We start from the raw sequence: 19,366 nt of genomic DNA, 5'->3' as shown, positions 1-19,366 counted from the left end.
GGTCACGAGCAGACGTGAACGAGGACAGCGAGGTCGTAGTCGTCCGCTACGGCCACCGCCCGGGGCGGGACGGCCGGACGACCACCCACGTCGGGCTGACGGCGCGGGCGCTCGGCGCCGACAAGGTCGTGATCCCGGAGGTGGCCAGTGGGTCGGCCGACACCGTCCGGGACATCACCGAGCGGTTCGGCGGCCCGTTCGAGGTGGAGACTTACGACGTGGGGCCGGGAATCGCCCGCAACTGGGACGGGACAGTGGTTCACCTGACGATGTACGGCCTGCCGGTTCAGGACGTGGCGGCGGACGTGCGCGAGGCTCACGAGACGGAGCCCGTCTTGGTCGTCGTCGGCGGCGAGAAGGTGCCGTTCGAGTTCTACGATCTGGCGGACTACAACGTCGCGGTCACGAACCAACCCCACTCGGAGATCGCGGGGCTGGCAGTGTTCCTGGATCGTCTGTTCGAGGGACGCGAACTCGACCGCGAGTGGACGGACGCCGACCGGCGGGTGGTGCCGGAGGCGACCGGGAAGAGCGTGGTCGACGCGGACGGCGAGGCGGTCCACGGCACCGGGGAGAGCGACGACGGGTCGTAGCCGTCCCGGTCGCGCCCCGACGACGAGCGGTAGTCGTTCCTGCCTCCCTCCAGCGGCCGGACGTTTCAAACCCGCGGCTCCGCTGGCAGGCTGTATGGACACGGAGACGGCGGGGGTCGTCGCGCGCTTCTTGCGGCGCGTCCAACGACGCGACTCGCTCCCGGGGGTGGTGGTCGCGGTCGTCGAGACGGACGGGGGGACGGCGACGACGTGGGCCGAAGGCTTCGGCGCGCGGGACGCGGCCGGCAACCGTCCGGTGAGCCCGGACACGATGTTCGCCGTCGGCGGGGTGACACAGCCGCTGACGGCCGCGGCCGTCAGACAGCTGTCGGCCGCGGGGCTGTGTGACCTGGCCGACCCGGTGACGGACCACGTCGACGTGGGGCTGCCTCGCGGACCGGACGGCGAGCCGATCAGACTCCGGCACCTGCTCGCGCACACGTCCGGGCTGCCGGCCGTCGGGCTACGGGAGACGCTCCTGGCGCGCCGGCTCCGGATCGGTACGGACACGCTCCCGTTGGCCGACTGGGACGACGTGTGCGCTCACCTGCGCCGGGTGGAGACGGCCGACCTCCTGGCGCCCCCGGGTGAGCGTGTCGCTCGGTGCGACGCCGGGTACGTCCTCCTCGGACGGGTCGTCAGGTCGTGTACCGGGCGGTCGTACGCGGCGTACGTGGACGAACACCTCCTGGAGCCGCTGGCGGCCGACCGCGCGACGTTCGACGACACGCAGTTCTCGATGGACGACGACCACGCCACCCAGTACCTCCTGGAGGACGGGGAGCCGACGGCGGCGTCGTTGCCGACGGACGAACGGCTCCGCCCGGCGACCGGACTGCTCGCGTCCGTCCGTCACCTGGCGGCGCTGGCCCGACTCGGTCTCGGCGACGGTCGTTACGACGGCCGCGAGGTGGTGGCCTGCGGGCTCGGGGGTGACACCGTCGGCGGCGACACTCCCGACGGCTCCGCGGGTGGGTCCGACACGACGGAGCCCAGCCCCCCGCCGGGGTGGCGACGGCGGGAGATCTGCGGTCGGACGACCTTCGAGCGCGCCGGGGACGTGGCGGTGTCGGGCGGCTACGTCGGCTACTGCCCGGCGACCGGCACCGGCGTCGCGCTCGCGGCGAACGCGGTGCCCGACTACCCGTTGTCGGCGCTGGGGGCGGGGGTGTTCGGCGCGACGGTCGGCACGGACCCGGTCGCGGCCGCGCCGACGCTCGCCCGGCGCCGCCGGCTCGACCGGCTCACCGGGCGATACGAGAGCGTCTGTGGCGTCCGTCGGGCCCACGTCACCCGAGAGGACGGACGGCTCACGCTGGCGGCTGACGGGCCGCTGACGGCGAGTGTGCGGCCGTTGTCTCCGGTGACGGACGAGCCCGGAGCGGCGCCGGACGACGCCGCGGTGGCGGCGGCAGACGCCGGAGCGACGCACGAGACGGCGACAGACGAGGAGACGGCGACAGACGAGGAGACGGCGACAGACGACGGCGTCTACCGTTTCACGATCTGTGGGGGCGAGGGCGCCGCCACGGCACAGTTCGACACGACGGGCGAGACGACGACACTGACAGTCGGACGGCGACGCTACCGGCGCGCGGAGTGAGGCGACACTGACGGCCGTTGCCACGGAAACCTTTTGACTGGTGGTGAGTCAACTCGTGGCGAGTAATGGAGCTGATCGTCACGGAGAAGGACAACGCCGCGCGGCGGCTGGCGGAGATCCGCAGCGACGACACCTTCGACACGGAGCGACGCGCCGGGACGAACGTCTACTCTTGGGGAGTGACCCGGTGTGTCGGTCTGTCCGGCCACGTCGTCGGGTTGGACTTCCCCCCGGAGTACAGTGACTGGCGGGACGTCGAGCCGGTCGAGTTGATCGACGCGCCCGTCGAGAAGGAACCGACGAAGGAGGGGATCGTCGCGGCGCTGCGGTCGTTGGCCGCGGAGGCCGACCGCGTCGTCATCGCCACCGACTACGACCGCGAAGGGGAGCTCATCGGCAAGGAGGCGTACGAGATCGTCCGCGAGGCCGCCCCGGAGGTGCCGGTCGACCGCGTCCGCTTCTCGTCGATCACGGACAGAGCGGTGAACGAGGCGTTCCAGAACCCCGACGAGATCGACTTCGACCTCGCGGCCGCCGGCGAGGCCCGTCAGGTGATCGATCTCGTGTGGGGAGCGGCGCTCACACGGTTCCTCTCTCTCTCTGCCGGCCAACTCGGCGACGACTTCATCTCCGTCGGTCGAGTTCAGGGCCCGACGCTGAAGCTGTTGGTCGACCGCGAGCGGGAGATTCGCGCGTTCGACCCCGAGGACTACTGGGAGCTGTTCGCCGACCTCCAGTCGTCGGCGGCCGCCGAGACGGAGACGGACGCCGCCGCCTTCGAGGCGCAGTACTTCTACGAGGCGGACGACGGGACGGAGGCCGAACGAGTGTGGGACGAGGCGACCGCCGAGACGGTCGCCGCCCGCCTGCGTGCAGCCGAGAGCGCGCCGGTCACGTCCGTCCGCCGGCGCTCCCGGACGGACGCGCCGCCCGCGCCGTTCGACACGACGGCGTTCATCTCCGCGGCCGGCTCGCTCGGCTACTCCGCCCAACGCGGCATGAGCGTCGCCGAGGAGCTGTACACCGCCGGCTACGTCACCTACCCCCGGACGGACAACACCGTCTACCCCGAAGATCTCGACGAGCGCGATCTCCTGGAGACGTTCGCCGACGTACGGCCGTTCGCCGACGACGCCGCCTCGTTGCTCGAACAGTCGGACGTCGACCCGACCGCCGGCGACGAGGAGACCACCGACCACCCGCCGATCCACCCGACCACGGAGATTCCCGACCGCAGCGATCTCTCGGAAGACGAGTGGGAGGTGTACGAGCTGATCGTCCGCCGTTTCCTGGCGACGTGTGCGCCGGCCGCCGAGTGGGAACACCTCCGTGTCGTCGGCGAGGTGGACGCGCTCGCGGAGGGGGCTGGCGCCGGCGAGGGGACCGCCCAGGCGGACGGCGGCGTCGCGCCAGCCGCCGCCTCCGAGCCGTTGTCGCTGAAGGCCAACGGCCAACGGCTGCTGTCGGAGGGGTACCACGCCGTCTACCCGTACGGCTCCGCCTCCGAGACGCTCGTTCCGGACGTGTCGGAAGGCGAGGAACTGGTCGTCGCGGACACCCGGTCGGAGGCGAAACAGACCCAGCCGCCCCGCCGCTACGGGCAGTCCCGGCTGATCGAGAAGATGAAGGAACTCGGCGTCGGGACGAAGTCCACACGACACAACGTCATCGAGAAGCTGTACGACCGCAACTACGTGGAGTCGGACCCGCCCCGACCCACCCGGCTGGCGGAGGCGGTCGTCGACGCCGCCGAGGAGTTCGCCGACCAGATCGTCACCGAGGAGATGACCGCGCAACTGGAGCGGGACATGGCCGCCATCGCCGACGGCGAGGCCGACTTCGAGAGCGTCTCCGCGGAGTCTCGTCGGATGCTCGAACGCGTGTTCGAGGAGCTGACCGACTCCCGCGAGGAGGTGGGCGACCACCTGCGGGAGTCGCTGAAGGCGGACAAACGGCTCGGTCCGTGTCCCGAGAGCGACCACGACCTCCTCGTCCGTCAGGCCCGCGGCGGGTCGTACTTCGTCGGCTGTGACGGCTACCCGGACTGTGAGTTCACGCTCCCGCTCCCCTCGACCGGCAAGCCCCTCGTGTTGGAGGAGAGCTGCGAGGACCACGACCTCGCGCACGTCAAGATGCTGGCGGGCCGGAAGACGTTCGTCCACGGCTGTCCCGCCTGCAAGGCCGAGGAGGCGGACGCGACGGACGACGTCGTGATCGGCGCCTGTCCGGACTGCGGGGAGACGGACGGCGGCGAGCTGGCGATCAAACAGCTCCGGTCGGGCAACCGACTCGTCGGCTGCACCCGGTACCCGGACTGTGAGTACTCGCTGCCGCTGCCGCGCCGCGGAGAGATCGAGGTGACCGAGGAGCGGTGCGCGGATCACGACCTCCCGCACCTCGTGGTCGAGGACGGGGACGACCCGTGGGAGCTGGGGTGTCCGATCTGCAACTACCGAGAGTACCAGGCCCGCCAGGCCGGCTCGGAGCTGGAGACGATCGACGGGATCGGGGAGAAGACTGCGGAGAAGCTCCAGGCTGCCGGTGTGGAGGACGTGGGGGACCTGGCGGACGCCGATCCCGAGACGCTGGCCGACGAGGTCGACGGGGTCGGTGTGGACCGGATCTCGGACTGGCAGTCACAGATCGAATGATCGGTCTGGTGTGTCTTCCTTCCAGTCTGAAGTGAGGCTACTAGCAGGCTGAGAGCCCCGCTGTCAGTCGTCTCTTCCGTTTAGCGTGGAACTGCGAACAGGCCGAAAGCCCCGTCGCGTTGCGACCCTCTGACTCGCTGTGCTCCTCGCCTCGTTCCCTCCAGTCACTCGGCTGCGGTGCTTGCGTCGTCGGAGGGTCGCAACGCGACGCCCCTTTCAGTCCCACCCGAGACCGCATCCTCAATCCTCCCCAGCCTCCTGCGCTCCTCGGTCGCTCACGGCTCGCGGCTCACTACGTTCGCCGCTCGCCGTCGAGGCCTCCCTCCGGTCGGCCTCGCACTCGCTCCCTGCGGTGCTCGTCCCTCGCGCGCTCGCGCTCGCAGAACCGCGAGCGCGGCGCGCGCCCGGGATGACTGTCTACCGAGCGCACGCTCACCGATAGTCCACAGGACGCGCGCGGCGGCCCTCTGGGGCCGCCGTGCGGGGAGGGGTGGGGATGTACTGAGCCCCGACTGTCCAACAGGATGTTGTCAGTCGACAGTCGGGTCAGCGAACGCTCGTTGCGACTCTCCACGGGGTGGGACTGGAAGGGGCGCGGGTCTGCGCGAAGGCACGCGATGCAAGCACCGCAGGGAGCGAGTGCGAGGCCGACCGGAGGGAGGCCTCGACGGCGAGCGGCGAACGTAGTGAGCCGCGAGCCGTGAGCGACCGAGGAGCGCAGCGAGCGTACCGAGCGCAGACCCGCGGGGCTTCCAGGCTGTTCGCAGACACGATGAAAGCAGAGAATCGACCGAATCGCGGGGCTTCCAGGCTGTTCGCAGACACGATGAAAGCAGAGAATCGACCGAATCGCGGGGCTTCCAGGCTGTTCGCAGACACGATGAAAGCAGAGAATCGACCGAATCGCGGGGCTTCCAGGCTGTTCGCAGACACGATGAAAGCAGAGAATCGACCGAATCGCGGGGCTTCCAGGCTGTTCGCAGACACGATCCAGACAGAGAGTCACACGAACAGCGGGGCTCCCGCCGAGACGAACGCTCACAGAGACGCGGCCCTTTAAGACCGCCCGAACACACTGGAGTCGCGTGGCAGTGACGCCGGCCGTGATCCTCGTCAGTCTGATCGTCGTGGTGACACTCGTGTTGTTCGCCACGGAGCCGTACCCGCCGGACGTGGTCGCGCTCGGCGTCGCCGTGACGCTGTTGCTCGTCGGCCCGGCCACGGAGACGCTGACGGACCTGGGGCTGCTGGCCGAGCCGATCCAGCTCGTCACGGTCGAACAGGGGCTGTCGGGGTTCGCCAACGCCGCGACCCTGACCGTGCTGGCGATGTTCGTGTTGAGCGAGGGGGTGCGTCGGACCGGGCTCGTCCGGCGGCTGGGCGACCGCGTGCGGGAGCTGACGGGCGACGACGAGTCCCGGCAGCTCGGCGCCACCATCGGGCTCGTCGCGCCCGTCTCCGGCTTCGTCAACAACACTGCCGCGGTGGCGATCCTGCTGCCGATGGTGTCGGAGATCGCCGACCGCGGAGGCACTTCGCCGTCGAAGCTGTTGCTCCCGTTGTCGTACGCCTCGATGGTCGGCGGGACGCTCACGCTCGTGGGCACGTCGACGAACGTCCTGGCGTCGGATCTGTACGCCCGGCTGGCTCCGGAGGCGGTCGCGCGCAGCTTCGGGATGTTCGAGTTCACCGGGCTCGGCGCGGTTCTCTTGATCGTCGGCACCCTCTATCTCCTCACGGTCGGACGGTGGCTCACTCCCGCCCGGGTCGAACCCAGCGGCGACCTGACAGACGAGTACCAGGTCCGGGAGTACCTGACGGAGGTGGTCGTCCGGGAGGACTCGCCGTTGGTGGGCCAACGGGTGTCGGACGCGCTGCGGGAGACCCTGTACGATCTGGACGTGGTGCAGTTGATCCGCGGGGCGGAGGTGTTCGTGGAGCCGTTGGGGGCCAAGGAGATCCGCGGAGGCGACGTGTTCGCTCTCCGGACGGACCGCGACACGCTCGTGGAGCTGTCGGACGTGGAGGGGCTGGAGCTGGTGCCGGACGCGACGGTGGACGACGCGGAGTTGGAGACGCCGGAGTCGGGTCAGAATCTCGTCGAGGTGGTGGTCGCGCCGGGGACGGAGCTCGTCGGGGAGTCGTTGGCGTCAGTCTCGTTCAGACAGCAGTACAACGCGACGGTGTTGGCGATTCGGCGGGGCCAGGAACTGGTCCGCGAGCGGTTGGACGCCGTCCAACTGGAGCCGGGCGACACGTTGCTCGTGGAGGCGTCGGTCGACGCGATCGGTCGGTTGGACGACAGCCGGGATTTCATCGTCGCGGCGCAGGCGGACCGAGAGGCGGAACGCAGCGGGAAGACACGGGTCGCGGTCGGGATCGTCGCGGCGGTCGTCGGGCTGGCGGCGCTGGACGTGGCACCGATCGTCGTCACCGGGCTCGCGGGGTCGTTGGCGATGGTGGTGACGGGCTGTCTGGATCCGCAGGAGGTGTACGAGTCCGTCCACTGGGACGTGATCTTCCTGTTGGCGGGCGTGATTCCGTTGGGGATCGCGCTCCAGACCTCGGGGGCGGCCGGACTACTGGCGGGGCTCGTGGTCGACGCCGCGGCGGTGTTGCCGCCGTTGGCGATTCTGGCGTTGTTCTACGTCGTCACGGCGACGCTGACGAACGTCGTCAGCAACAACGCGAGTGTCGTGTTGATGATCCCCGTGGCGATCCAGGCGGCGGTCGATCTGGGACAGAATCCGTTGGCGTTCGCCATGGCCGTCACGTTCGCCGCGAGCACGGCGTTCATGACGCCCGTCGGCTACCAGACGAATCTGTTCGTCTACGGGCCCGGGGGGTACCGCTTCACGGACTACGTCCGCGTCGGCGGCCCGCTCCAGGCCCTCTTTGCGGTCGTCACCCCGATCGGCGTACAGTTCTTCTTCGCGTGAGCGGCCGACGCCTCTCTCCGTCCGTCTCCGTTCGACCGCCACTGCTGGCGAGCAGACGGCGCTGGAGTCGAGGCGGAGCCGTGGCGGCCACGGACCACCACTGACCCGAGGCAGTTCACGGCCGAGCGGCCGCGGCGGCGGCCGCGGAACGTCGCCGACCCGAAACAGTCCGGGGTGGGGCGGCAGCGGAGCGGTCGCGGAGGCGGTTGCGGAACGTCGCCGACCCGAAACAGTTCGGGGTGGGGCGGCAGCGGAGCGGTCGCGGAGCGGTCCGGCACTAGCACACCGAACCGCGGAGTGAGGGCCGAAGGCCCGAACGGAGCGGCTGCTCACGGGTCGTTTCACTCCCCGTTCGCATCGAGGCTCTCCCGTCCGGTCGAGTCTCGCACTTTTTCATCGACGTTTTTTCCTCGGGTGGGCGCGCGCAGCGCGCCCCACCCGAGGAGTGAAAAAGGTCGGTCGTAAGAGGTATGTCCACTGCGGACGCGGTTCCTGCCGATGGAGTACGGGCTCGTCGCGGTGTGGCTGTTGGGACTGGTCGCGCTGGCGGCGCTGGCGGCGCCGCTCGCGACGCGACTGTTCGGACGGTGGCCGACGGCCGGCGTGGGGTTCACGCTGCCGGTGGCGCTCGTGACGTTGGGCGTGACGGCGTTCTGGGTCGGCAGAGTCGCGTACGGCACGCCGGCGCTCGTCGCCGGGCTGGTGGTGCTGGCGACGGCGACGGTCGCCGTCGGGCTGGATCGAGAGGCGGTGCGGGCGGCGTTAGACGAGGGTGAGCTGTCGGTCGGGCGCGTGGTGACGGCAGTCGTCGCGGGACTGCGGATCGACCACGAGCGCGTCCGCCGGCGGGCGGTCGTCGAGACTGGCGCAGTGTTCCTGGTGGCGTTCGGGTTCCTCGTGGCGGTCAGGGCGGTCGACCCGGCGATCGTGCCGCGAGGCGGGGAGAAGTTCTTGGACTTCGGCCTGTTGCAGTCGTTGGCGCGGACGGAGACGCTCCCGCCGGAGGACATGTGGTTCGCGGGCGAGGCGGTGAGCTACTACTACGGCGGCCACCTGTTGAGCGACCTGTTGGCGCGGCTCACCGGGACGCCCAGACGGTTCGCGTACAACCTGGCGCTGGCGACGTTCTTCGCCACGTACGTGACGGCGGCGTTCGACCTGGCGGGGACCGTCGCGGCGGCGCGGGGGTACAGCCGGCGACTGGCGGCGTGGGGAGCGGCGTTCGCGGTCGGGCTCGCGGGCAACGTCCAGACCGGCGGGCGGCTGTTGTTGCAGGCGTTCCCGGCTGGCCTCCAGTCGTGGGCGGTCGCCCAGATCCAGCCGCACGTCGGCTTGAACGTCACGGAGTGGTTGTCTAGCGGGTACTGGTTCCCCAGGCGGGCGATGTGGGCGTCCAGCCGGGTGATTCCGGGGACGATCAACGAGTTCCCGTTGTTCGCGTTCCTGAACGGTGACCTCCACGCTCACATGATCGGGCCGACGTTCCTGTTGTTGGCGGCCGCACTCGCGTTCGTGCTGTACGACGCGCCGACGACGGGCCGTCGTCGTGCCGTCCTGTTCGGGCTCGTCCCGGTCGTCGGCGCGTTGCAGGCGGTCGTCCACACCTGGGCGTTTCCGACCGTGTTCGGACTGGCGTGGCTGGCGTTGTCGCTGTCGCCGACGCCGCCGTGGAGGCTGTTGCCGCGGGCGGCCCGCGGGCCGGTGGCGCGACTCGTCGGCCGGCCGGCGACGGACGGGGGCGTGACGACGGGTTCGGAACGCGAGAACGGACGGCTCGGCGCGGAACTCGCCCGTCCGGTCGTCGCTACCGGACTGGTCGGTGTCGCCGGCGTGCTCGCGGCCGTGCTCGCGGCGCCGTTCCTCGTCGGCACGGCGGCCTCCGGCAGTTCACGGGAGATTGCGGTGCTGGCGGCCGCAGACCGGAGCAGTTGGGGCGGGCTGGCGATCGTCCACGGTGCGTTCCTGCTCGTGTTCGGGAGCTACCTCCTGGATCGTACCGGCGACCGTCGTCCCTGGGAGTTCCTGGCGGCGATCGGTGTGTTGTGGGTCGTCGCGGCGCAGTTGTCGTTCCCCGCCGTCGGGCTGATCGGCCCGGTGTTGTTGGGCGGGTGGATCGCCGCCCGGACGGACCGCGCCGGCTTCGAGGCGGTGTTGCTCGCCGGCGGCGCGGGGCTGGCGCTGATCGTGGAGGTGGTGTACGTCTCCGAACAGGCCGGTCCGGGGCGACTCAACACCGTGTTCAAGACGTACTCGCAGGTGTGGGCGATCTGGGCCGTCGCCGCGGGCGTCGCCGCCGCCGGGCTGTGGCGTCGCGTCGAGACGCCAGCCCTCGCAGTCTGGCCGACCGCGAGGGGGCGACACGTGGCCGTGGCCGCAGTCCTGGCCATCGCCGTCTGTGGGGCCGGCGGCTACGCCGTCGTGACGGTGCCGAACCAGTTCGCGGCCGGGAACGGCGACGCGCCGACGAGCGCCTACGACTACGACTACCCCCAGGAGCCGACGCTGGACGCCACGGCACACGTCGAGCAGTTCCACCCTGGAGTCGCCGCCGGCGTGGACTACCTCGACGACAGGCCGGGGCGACCGGTGTTGCTGTCGGCGCCGGGGGCGGGCTGGTCGCCGGGAGAAGGCTTCGGCAATCCGCCGGGGATGTACTCCTGGAGGTCGAGCCCGGCCGCGAGTCTCACCGGACTGCCGACGCTGGCCGGCTGGGGCCACGAAGTGGGATACCGCGGGCGAGAGGCGTTCTACGACCGGGTACGGATCGTCGACCGGGCGTACACGGATCGGACGGCCGCGGTGACCGTGCTCCGAGAGCACGACGTGAGCTACGTCTGGGTCGGCCAGGCCGAACGGAACCGCTACGGCATGTCGCGGGTCGACTTCGACCGGATCGCCGGCGTCGAGCCGGTCGTCGAGGAGAACGGCGTCACGCTGTACCGAGTCGATCGGTCGAAGCTGCCGGGAGACGAGTGACTCTCCGGCACGGTCACTCTGTCTCGTCGGGAGTGGGGGAAGGGAGGAACGGTTGCCGCCGGGGGTCGCCCGGCGGACGAGAGCTTTCCGGTGTGACGGCTCAATCGCTATCGTCTGCGGTCCTCGGCGGGACCGACACTGGTCACGTACGGCTTTCTCGGGGGCTGTGTCCGTGTCTTCTCTCGTCGACAGTATCCCGGTCGTGTGGGAAATATTTAGTCTTAGTGGAGACCTTCACCCGACGGGACGAGGAACGCCTCACGGACGAGAGAGTGGGCGTCGAGTCGGTCTCGAACGACGACCGACTACACGTTGAGTTCGCCGCCGCGCTGCAGGACGGTGACGGCCTCGGCGTCGACGCTCTCCACGTCGAGCCAGTGGGGGACGAACTGCCGGCGCTCGAACGTCTCCCGCTCGTCTTCCGTCCCGACGGTACACCACAGCTGGGGCTCGTCTGGGCCGTGGAACTCCCCTTGCACCTGGACGGAGAAGACCTGGAGCTCCTGGCCGTCGTACTCGACGACGGCGTCCCGCCTGATCCCGGGGTCGCCGCGGACGATCAGCTTTCGCATACTCGCGCGTTGCCGGAGTCGACTGCTAAGCGTTTCGACTCGCCGCGGAGCGGCGGCTGTCGGTCGGGTTCGGAGTCGTCGGTGGCCGAGACAGTCGGCGGGAGTGGCCGACTGTCACGCTCCGAGACAGCCGGCGGGAGTGGCCGACTGTCACGCTCCGAGACAGCCGGCGGGAGTGGCCGGCCGTCACGTCCTAGCCACCACTGGCGACGGGTCCTCACGATCCAGAATCCGATCGACTACGTCGCCGATGTCCGGCGCACGACGCTCTCTGTCGGGTTCGTCGGAGGGGTAGTGCGGAGCGACTGGCACTGTGACCACCCGTTCGGACGTAGACGAACACGACAAAATAAAACTGACGGGAGTCCCCCGTCTCCGCCCCACCGTTTCGGGTCGATCCCCCGTCACGGAGCGTGAGCCCGCCGGCCGTCACAGTCGGCGACGGCCGGACCGAACTGTGAAGTGGTGGGGTGTCGACGTGTCGAGCGAATGGGTGACACGGTGACGAGCGCCGGGATCGACCGGCGGCGCGCGGGGTGGTGGATCGTGGCGCTGGTGCTGGCAGCCGTCGTCGGCTTCGTCGTCCGAGCGTTCGTCGGGACGCTCGTGTTCGGGCTGTTCGTCTACTACGCCGTCCGACCGATCTACCGTCGGTTGGCGCCGTACACGGACAGCACGGTCGAGACGGCGGTGGCGACCGTGCTCGTCGCAGCGGTACCGCTCCTGGCGATCCTGCTGTACGGCACCGGGCTGGCCGTCCAGGGGCTGCTGGCGGCGTTCGGTACGGAGACCGCACAGCGCGTGCTGTCGGAGTTCGTCCGCGAGCCGACGGCGGTCACGAACGCTCTCGACGACCCGACGACGCTGCTGTCGCAGTTCCAGGTGGCCAACCTCCAGGACGGGCTGGCGACCGTGCTCGGCACCGTCGGGTTCGTCGGCGGCGTGTTGCTCCGCCTGTCGCTCGCGCTGGCACTCACCTTCTTCCTGCTGCGAGACGGGCACCGCGTCGAGGAGTGGTTCCGGTCGGAGGTGGCTGCCGGCGACTCCACGGCGCACGTCTTCCTCCGGGGGGTCGACGCCGACCTGGAGACGGTGTACTTCGGGAACGTCCTCACTGTCGTCGGCGTGACGATCGCCTCCGTCGCGGTGTACAACGCCTACGACCTGATCGCGCCGACGGCCGTGTCGCCGCCGGTGCCGACGTTGTTGGGTGTCCTCACCGGGCTCGCCACGTTCGTCCCCATCGTCGTCGGGAAGCTCGTGTACGTCCCCGTCACGGCCGTCCTGTTCTGGAACGCGCTCCGCACGGACGCCTGGCTCGGCTTCCCCGTCGCGTTCCTGGTCGTCGCGTTCCTGTTCCTGGACATCCTCCCGCAGACGGTCGTCCGGCCGTACGTCTCTGGCCGGTCGCTCCACTCCGGGCTCGTCTTGTTCGGCTACGTGCTCGGGGCGGCGTACTTCGGGTGGTACGGGTTGTTCCTCGGTCCGTTGATCGTCGTCTCCGGCGTCCAGTTCCTCAAACACGTTCTGCCGGATCTCGCGGACGGCTCCGCGTTCGTCCCGGAGTCCGACGAGGGCGTCGAGATCGGCACCGACCCGTTGGCCGACGGCGACCCGTCGACAGACGAGCAGACGGACGACGACAGCGGTGACGACATCGACCTCGCAACCGACGACACGACGACCCGCGACGACACCGACACGGGGCGAGGCCAGGGATCGACAGACACCTGACGCCGGCGAGCCAACCCCGCTCGTGACACTCCGCCCGCTCGTCTCGCTGACCTCGCCGGCCGACTTCGCCGACTGGTTCCGCGCCGGCACGGAGTACACGCTCCGTGTCGCCCGGGCGCTCGACGTCGACCCCGGACCGCTCCCGGACCACCTCGAACGAGGAACGGCGGCGATGCGCGACGACCGGACGGACGTGTCGCCGCCGCTCGCCCGGACGATCGCGGCGGTGTTGCTGGGTGACGCCGCCTTCGCCCGGCCGTTCCTCCGGTGGACGCCCGGCTGGTACCGGGCGCTGCTGGCCGGACCGATCGCGCTCGCGGACCGCCGGCTGTCTCGGGTCGCGGCCCCGTACGCCGACCGCGCCGACCGGACGGTCTCGCGCCCGTCCTTCTCGACACCCGAGGCCGTCCGTGTCGACGACGAACGACTGTCGAGTGTCGTCCCGGAACTGGGGTTCGCCGAGCGATTCCTCCTGGCGGACGCCGTGCTCCACGTCGAGTGGTTCCGGGACGTGGCGACGACCTGTGGGCTGTCCGTCCCCGACGACCTCCTGACGGAGACGCTGCGCGAGTCGGCCGCGGCGTACGCCGGCCGACGGGAGACCCTGTCACAGCGAGCCCGTCGGGCGCAGTTCGCGTTGTTCGGCGACGACGCCTGGGTCCGGGACGTGAACGTCAGCTACCGGCTGAACTCGGCGTTGTTGTCCGTCTGGGAGGGGCTCCTCCGGCGAGAACGTCGCCGACTCGGCAGCCGACTCCGCGAGTAGCTACTCCAACGGGACGGTCTCGCTCGTCCGGTCGGTGTCGGCGTCGCCGGTGTTGACTACGTCTGCCGCCTCGAACAGGAGGATCTCCGCTTCCCCGTCGGCGACCGGACGGTGCTCGACGCCCGCCGGGACGACGAACAGTTGGTCGGTCTCCAGGGTCACGTCGTCACGGTCGCGCAGTTCGATCCTGACGCGACCGTCCCGGACCAGAAACAGCTCGTCGCTGTCCGGGTGGCTGTGCCAGACGAACGCCCCTTCGATGCGGGCGAGCTTCACCGTGTGGTCGTTCGGCGCGGCAGCGAGCCGGGGCGCCCACTGTTCGTCGAAGCTGTCGAAGCCGTCTGCGAGGTCCACCTTCTCGCTCACGGTGGTCGGTCGTCGCGGGACGACTCGGCTCTTTCGGCCCGCTCACTCGGCGGTCTCGACGGGGCCGTGGCCGATCACGTCCCGTACCTCGGCCAGGAACGCCTGCCGTCGGTCGAAGTACGTCTCTTCGACGTCCGCCAGCACGGCCGACAGTTCCCGTGGACCGTCGGGTGTCCGGATCACGGCGTCGCCCTCCTTGTCTTCGATGCGGGAGCGCTCCTGGGGCCAGGTGAGCCGGGAGGCGACCCGTGCGACGGGAGCGCCCTCCACGTCCGGCCCCTCGCCGAGTTCCACCGCCGGCTCCGCCTCGTCGCCGTCGTCGTCGCTCATACCTCGCGGTTCGCGGTCGCCCGGTGTAATGCCTTCCGGTCCGTGCCGACCCGGATTGTCGGCGGTGTCGTGCGAGCGTCTGACGCAGTGTTTTGTGGGAGGGAGTCGTATCGAACCGTATGACCAGCCTCGCGGACGTGTACGAGGGGAAGGTCGGCGAGACGGCCGACCTGCGCCGACTCTACCTCGGGGTGGGAATGTTCCTCGCGGGCTCGTTGTCCGTCGTCGTCGCCATCGCCGCCGCAACGACACAGACGGGGTCGATAGAGACGATTCGACGCGCGCGGTGGCTCGCGGGTGTGTTGGCCGGCGTGGGTGTGCCGGCGGTGTTCCTGGGCGTGTTCGCCGTGTTGCCGGCCGGACGGGTGACCCGGGCGGCGGCGGTCGTCGGTGCCGGCGTCTCGTTGTTGGGCGTGTCGTTGTTCGCACACGCCTACCCCTGTCGGTGGGCCGGCGCCAACTGTGCGCCCGGCGACCTCACGCTCCAGACCATCGCGGTGTACTTCCTGGGCGTCATCACGGCGTTCTGGTGTCTGTTCGTCGGCGTCGCCAACTTCACGTCCCGCAACGACCCCGGCGGGACGGTGGAGCTCGAGGTGAACCGTGGCGGCGAGACGAAGACCATCGAGGTGTCGAAGTCGAAGCTGGAGAACGAGGAGTCGGCGACGACCGGCGGCGTCGGCTTCTTCGGCGACACCCCGGACGGTGAAGTCGAGACCCAGACCAACCGAGCCGACGCCCACGTCGCGGACGACGGGGGGGTCGGCGCCGGCGCCAGCGACGGCGGCGCGACGCCGGCGGGGATCACCGGGCTCCGGGAGAGAGACGACGACACGACCGACACGGGCGTCGACCGCGTCGGCGGCGCGTCGTCGCCCGGCGGTCCGCGTGGCCCGAGCGGTCCGAGCGGTTCGACGGACACCGGCGGGACGGGTGGCTCCGGCGGTCCTGGCGCCCCGAGTGGTCCGACGAACAGGGGCGGCCCGAGCGGCGAGCCGGACGCGACGGGGTCGCCGGCCGACACCTACTGCGGCAGCTGCGCCCACTTCCAGTACGTCCGCACCGAGGACGGGATGCAGCCGTACTGCGGCTACCACGACGAGGTGATGGAGGACATGGACGCCTGCGAGGAGTGGACGCCCCGGTAGTCAGTCCAGCGTCTCCGTCACCGAAGCGTCCGGCTCCGGCTCCGGCCCCCGTTCTCGCTCGTCGTCGGTGGCTCGTTCTGGCCGACCGTCGCCGTAGATCGTCTCGTGGATCCCGAGGACGAACGCCGGCACCACCAGCATGAACAGGTGTTCCTCCAACGGGATACCCAACAGCTCCACGCCCGTCCGCATCGGGATGGCGAACACACCGACGGTGAGCGTGTACCAGTCCCAGAGGTACGCGACCGGGTAGAGCGCGGCGACGGTCGTCAGGGCGCGCCGCACGGCCCCCGCCCGCGTCAACAACGCGAACGCGGCGCTCCCGAACACGACCTCCGTCGCCAGGTAGGTGTACGGTCCGAGGACGGTCACGTCCGGCAACGGGACGCCCGCGAGCGGGCGGAAGAACACGGCGACGACCAGCCCGGCCAACAGGAGGTACGCCCCGCGGACGAGCAGCATCGTCGCCGTCTTCGGGTCGCGGTCGGCCGCCAGCACGGCCACGACGGCGAACGCCAGCCCACCCGCGGGTGACGCCGGCGGGAACAGTCCGTCGACGGTGAACGCGACGACGGCGAACAGTCCCAACCCCATCAGCCCGTACGCCAGCCGACGCGACCGTTCCCGACCCAACACGACCGCGACCGTCCGCTTGTCGATGGACCGGTCGTATTCGTAGTCCGTCGCGTCGTCGATCACCTTCACGCCGGTGAGAACTGCGAGGAACACCCCCGCGAACGCGACCGGCGCGGCCGCCAGCCCGCCGGTCTGGACGGCGTACCCGCCGAGGATACACAGCGCGATCCCGACCGGGTACCCCCCGGTGGCTGTCACCGGATTCGTGTCCAACTGCGGGGCGTGGAGGTAGCCGACGACCCACGTCGGCAGCGCGAGCGCGGCCGCGACCGGGCCGCCCAACAGCGTCACGCCCGCGAGCGCCGCGAAGAATCCGACCGCCGCGCCGACGAGCCCCGCCCGACAGCCCCACTCCGACAACGGGTGGTCGTCGTCTTCCTCGCGGCGGTAGAAGTCCACGTAGCCGTCCTTGACGTGGGCGGTGTACACCGCGAAGAACATCGCCGCGACGTGGACCGCGGCCGCGACCGGCTCGAACGACCCGCCCAGGTCCGGCACCGTCCCCGCCGCCAGCACCGCGCCGAACACCGACCCCGCCAACGGCGGCAGCATGAACACCGGGTGGACCTGCGAGGCGAACGCGCGGAGAGCCGCGGCCGGACCGGCCGCGTCGCGTGCTACTGTCACGCACGTACAGTGGCGTGTCGTGTGGTTAAGTGCCACGACGAGTGTGCACTCTCTGTGCTAGAAGTGTCGTATCAGAATCATTCCTCGACCAGAACCGAAACTGTTGACACGCAGAAACGTAAGATTACATCCAACGTGTCTACTTTCGGGCGATACTTTCGAGGTCTGACCGCATACGACCTTCTCGGGAATCTAATTCCCGGGCTGATTCTTCTCGGAGGGATCTACGGATTTTCACACGTCAGCGTTCAGGACGTTGGAGTCGTTGCGATCGGGGTGTCGCTAATTGGTGCATTCGTGATTGGTGGGTTTATTCAGCGCCACGCCTCTGTCGCAACTGGCAATCGTGAGACGTTCGACCTGACAATCGACTCCACGACAGACCTCTCTACAGAAAACGAATCTGATGATAACAAAGAGAACAAATCCGATGCCGGCGACACGACCGACAGGTCCGGTTTGCAAGAGAAGGTTGGGTTGTTGGCCCACCGTCGTTACAGTAGGGCGCTTCTCGACCCACTCGTCGGGTGGGCAGGCCCTCCAGAAGGGCGAGAGCTAGACGATGCAGTGCTTACTGGAAGCATCCGGCAACACCTCGTCGACGCACACGGTGTTTCGCCCGACTTCGACGACTTTCAAGTGCTTTATCACCTGATGATCAGCAAGGTCGACTCGGAGGCCGCACCCAACCGTGCAGTTCGAATCCAAGCACTGCGAAACTTCTACCGGGGCAGTTGGATCGCCATGTGGTGGTTCAGTGGTTTGATCGCTCTTTCGACACTACTCGTTTTCTGTTTCGAGGGATCGGAATTCTCAAAATGTTTTGTACTACTCGGAAACTCGGATATCTGCTGGAAATACAACACTCCAAACGTATACCAGTCGTGGGCGGAAGCGTGGCAGCTACTCGTCCCTGCCGTGTTCGCTACACTCTTAGCAAACCGATCGTACGAATCACAGGCGGAGGACTTCGTTGAGTACCTGTTTACCGACTACGCGGTTGCTATTGAGTCGGAGCAGAGTGAACTCCCGACGGAGTTTCGTCACCGTGTCTCTCGCGAGCGGACAGAGCTGGACAGCAACGCTGAACCCAATCACGACGACTCCGAGGGAAAGTAGTTAGTCTGCGGTCGAAGGGGCAGTTACGTCCGAATCGGGCGAGGTCGTCCGAATCGACTCGACCCGCCAACCGGCATACTCTCCGTTCTCGTTGATCAGAGTCGCAGCTACAATGTCTCCTTCAGTGAGTTTGTTGAGGATCGAAATCTCACTGGTATCGTACTCTGGGTGGCGAACCGGGACGGAGACACGCATCCCCTTGTCTGATCCGTAGAGGACACGGAACCACAGGTGGTTGTTCTCACTACCCACCACCTCGAACTCCATCTCTTCGGTTCGCGGCATACACGTACTGTATGTGCCATCGCACTTATCTCCACCGTTGAAGTTCGGTCCACCAGTTAATTCATAACACTGTGGACGACTCATCTGGCCGAAACTCACTGTTAAACCCAATCGCATAGCCCGGGTAGATGTGAATCTCGCTGATGTTGGTGTTCATCTGTAGAGTGGTAGCACTCGATCAGCGTACGTATGACTTCCCGCCCAGAAGATTACCCGTGACCGACGACCACGACACCACGGACAAAGACACCCTCCGCGAGCGCGTCTGGGACCACCTCGAAGACGCCGGCGAGGCGCGGTTCCCGTTCCCGCCACACGGCCGCATCCCGAACTTCGCCGGGGCGGACGCGGCCGCCGACCGACTCCAGGAGACGACGGCCTGGGAGACGGCCGAGACGGTGAAGGCGAACCCGGACGCCCCGCAGCTCCCGGTGCGGCGCGCGGCGCTGCGGGCGGGCAAGACCGTCTACGCTGCCGTCCCGCGCCTACGCGAGCCGGAGCCGTTCCTCGAACTCGATCCGGCCGCGATCCCGCCCGACGAGATCGACGACGCCACGACCGTCTCGGGGATCTCCGAGTACGGCGACCCGGTCGCGCCGGAGGCGGTGTCACACGTCGATTTGATCGTCTCCGGGAGCGTCCTCGTGACGCCCGACGGCGGCCGGATCGGGAAGGGCGAGGGGTACAGCGACCTGGAGTTCGCCGTGCTGTCGGCGTTCGACGCCGTCGACGACGAGACGACCGTCGCCACCACGATCCACGAGTCGCAGGTCCGCACGGCGCCGGCGGCGTCGTTCGACCGTCACGACGTACCCGTGGACGTGGTCTGCACGCCCGAGCGGACGCTGACGCCCGGCGACGACGACCGCGAGTTCTGTCGGCCGACCGGGATCGACTGGGACGCGCTGGAGGACGAGCGGTTGGAGGAGATTCCGGTGTTGGGGCGGCTGGCGAGCGAGTGCGCCGGGGAGTGACTGCCGTTTCGCCGCGTTGCCTCCGCTCGTGGGCCGAGGTTTACACT

General features: G+C 69.0%; 15 protein-coding genes. 10 read left to right on the top strand and 5 right to left on the bottom strand.

What is annotated here, in order from left to right; genetic code table 11:
- Nucleotides 1-14 precede the first annotated feature (14 nt).
- The 5 genes from RYH79_RS14235 to RYH79_RS14215 all read left to right on the top strand — a co-directional run bounded on the left by RYH79_RS14235 (nucleotide 15) and on the right by RYH79_RS14215 (nucleotide 10,762).
- Entirely contained in the window at nucleotides 15-593 is a 579-nt protein-coding gene (locus RYH79_RS14235) for a tRNA (cytidine(56)-2'-O)-methyltransferase (protein ID WP_370900240.1), read from the top strand.
- Between the two features lie 94 nt (nucleotides 594-687).
- Nucleotides 688-2,196, top strand: a complete 1,509-nt coding sequence (locus RYH79_RS14230) for a serine hydrolase domain-containing protein (RefSeq protein WP_370900238.1) — start codon at nucleotides 688-690, stop codon at nucleotides 2,194-2,196.
- 65 nt (nucleotides 2,197-2,261) lie between these two features.
- Entirely contained in the window at nucleotides 2,262-4,847 is a 2,586-nt protein-coding gene (locus tag RYH79_RS14225) for a DNA topoisomerase I (RefSeq protein WP_370900236.1), read from the top strand.
- Between the two features lie 1,085 nt (nucleotides 4,848-5,932).
- A complete protein-coding gene (locus RYH79_RS14220) occupies nucleotides 5,933-7,786 on the top strand; it encodes an SLC13 family permease (protein WP_370900234.1) in 1,854 nt (617 codons plus the stop codon).
- Between the two features lie 498 nt (nucleotides 7,787-8,284).
- Nucleotides 8,285-10,762, top strand: coding sequence for a DUF2298 domain-containing protein (locus tag RYH79_RS14215; RefSeq protein ID WP_370900232.1), 2,478 nt, complete (start codon nucleotides 8,285-8,287; stop codon nucleotides 10,760-10,762).
- Between the two features lie 305 nt (nucleotides 10,763-11,067).
- Here RYH79_RS14215 and RYH79_RS14210 read toward each other — a convergent pair whose 3' ends face one another.
- A complete protein-coding gene (locus RYH79_RS14210) occupies nucleotides 11,068-11,334 on the bottom strand; it encodes an HAH_0734 family protein (protein ID WP_370900230.1) in 267 nt (88 codons plus the stop codon).
- Between the two features lie 489 nt (nucleotides 11,335-11,823).
- Here RYH79_RS14210 and RYH79_RS14205 point away from each other — a divergent pair, with 489 nt between their 5' ends.
- A complete protein-coding gene (locus RYH79_RS14205) occupies nucleotides 11,824-13,068 on the top strand; it encodes an AI-2E family transporter (protein ID WP_370900228.1) in 1,245 nt (414 codons plus the stop codon).
- 22 nt (nucleotides 13,069-13,090) lie between these two features.
- Nucleotides 13,091-13,834 (top strand): DUF8116 family protein, encoded by a 744-nt coding sequence (locus RYH79_RS14200; protein WP_370900225.1) that lies wholly within the window; start codon nucleotides 13,091-13,093, stop codon nucleotides 13,832-13,834.
- On the opposite strand, the gene RYH79_RS14195 is transcribed toward RYH79_RS14200, so the two are convergent.
- Both RYH79_RS14195 and RYH79_RS14190 read right to left on the bottom strand, forming a co-directional pair.
- Nucleotides 13,835-14,200 carry a cupin domain-containing protein gene (locus RYH79_RS14195; protein WP_370900223.1) on the bottom strand — a complete coding sequence of 122 codons (366 nt, stop codon included), beginning with the start codon at nucleotides 14,198-14,200 and terminating at the stop codon, nucleotides 13,835-13,837.
- A gap of 42 nt (nucleotides 14,201-14,242) precedes the next feature.
- Nucleotides 14,243-14,530, bottom strand: coding sequence for a DUF5789 family protein (locus RYH79_RS14190; protein ID WP_370900222.1), 288 nt, complete (start codon nucleotides 14,528-14,530; stop codon nucleotides 14,243-14,245).
- Between the two features lie 119 nt (nucleotides 14,531-14,649).
- Here RYH79_RS14190 and RYH79_RS14185 point away from each other — a divergent pair, with 119 nt between their 5' ends.
- Complete coding sequence (locus RYH79_RS14185) at nucleotides 14,650-15,678, top strand: cell division protein CdpA domain-containing protein (protein ID WP_370900220.1); 1,029 nt, start codon at nucleotides 14,650-14,652, stop codon at nucleotides 15,676-15,678.
- Here RYH79_RS14185 and RYH79_RS14180 read toward each other — a convergent pair whose 3' ends face one another.
- Nucleotides 15,679-16,941, bottom strand: a complete 1,263-nt coding sequence (locus tag RYH79_RS14180; RefSeq protein ID WP_370900218.1) for a UbiA family prenyltransferase — start codon at nucleotides 16,939-16,941, stop codon at nucleotides 15,679-15,681. It abuts the gene before it with no gap.
- Nucleotides 16,942-17,076: 135 nt separating this feature from the next.
- On the opposite strand from RYH79_RS14180, the gene RYH79_RS14175 reads away from it, so the two are divergent.
- Entirely contained in the window at nucleotides 17,077-18,060 is a 984-nt protein-coding gene (locus RYH79_RS14175) for a hypothetical protein (protein WP_370900216.1), read from the top strand.
- Here the strand turns inward: RYH79_RS14175 and RYH79_RS14170 are convergent, their stop codons facing one another.
- Entirely contained in the window at nucleotides 18,061-18,345 is a 285-nt protein-coding gene (locus RYH79_RS14170) for a hypothetical protein (RefSeq protein WP_370900214.1), read from the bottom strand. It lies immediately after the preceding gene.
- A 215-nt stretch (nucleotides 18,346-18,560) separates the two neighbouring features.
- Between RYH79_RS14170 and RYH79_RS14165 the strand changes: the two genes are divergently transcribed.
- A complete protein-coding gene (locus tag RYH79_RS14165; protein ID WP_370900212.1) occupies nucleotides 18,561-19,319 on the top strand; it encodes a 5-formyltetrahydrofolate cyclo-ligase in 759 nt (252 codons plus the stop codon).
- Nucleotides 19,320-19,366: the final 47 nt, after the last annotated feature.

Source organism: Halobaculum sp. MBLA0143 (assembly GCF_041361465.1).
In the GTDB taxonomy this organism is placed as follows: Archaea; Halobacteriota; Halobacteria; order Halobacteriales; family Haloferacaceae; genus JAHENP01.
The sequence above is the reverse complement of the archived record's forward strand: the minus strand, read 5'-3'. Positions and strand labels throughout refer to the sequence as shown.

Coding starts and splice junctions, on each gene's coding strand:
- RYH79_RS14230 (WP_370900238.1), top strand. CDS start 688: ATGGACACGGAGACGGCGGGGGTCGTCGCGCGCTTCTTGCGGCGCGTC.
- RYH79_RS14225 (WP_370900236.1), top strand. CDS start 2,262: ATGGAGCTGATCGTCACGGAGAAGGACAACGCCGCGCGGCGGCTGGCG.
- RYH79_RS14215 (WP_370900232.1), top strand. CDS start 8,285: ATGGAGTACGGGCTCGTCGCGGTGTGGCTGTTGGGACTGGTCGCGCTG.
- RYH79_RS14210 (WP_370900230.1), bottom strand. CDS start 11,334: ATGCGAAAGCTGATCGTCCGCGGCGACCCCGGGATCAGGCGGGACGCC.
- RYH79_RS14205 (WP_370900228.1), top strand. CDS start 11,824: ATGGGTGACACGGTGACGAGCGCCGGGATCGACCGGCGGCGCGCGGGG.
- RYH79_RS14190 (WP_370900222.1), bottom strand. CDS start 14,530: ATGAGCGACGACGACGGCGACGAGGCGGAGCCGGCGGTGGAACTCGGC.
- RYH79_RS14185 (WP_370900220.1), top strand. CDS start 14,650: ATGACCAGCCTCGCGGACGTGTACGAGGGGAAGGTCGGCGAGACGGCC.
- RYH79_RS14170 (WP_370900214.1), bottom strand. CDS start 18,345: ATGCCGCGAACCGAAGAGATGGAGTTCGAGGTGGTGGGTAGTGAGAAC.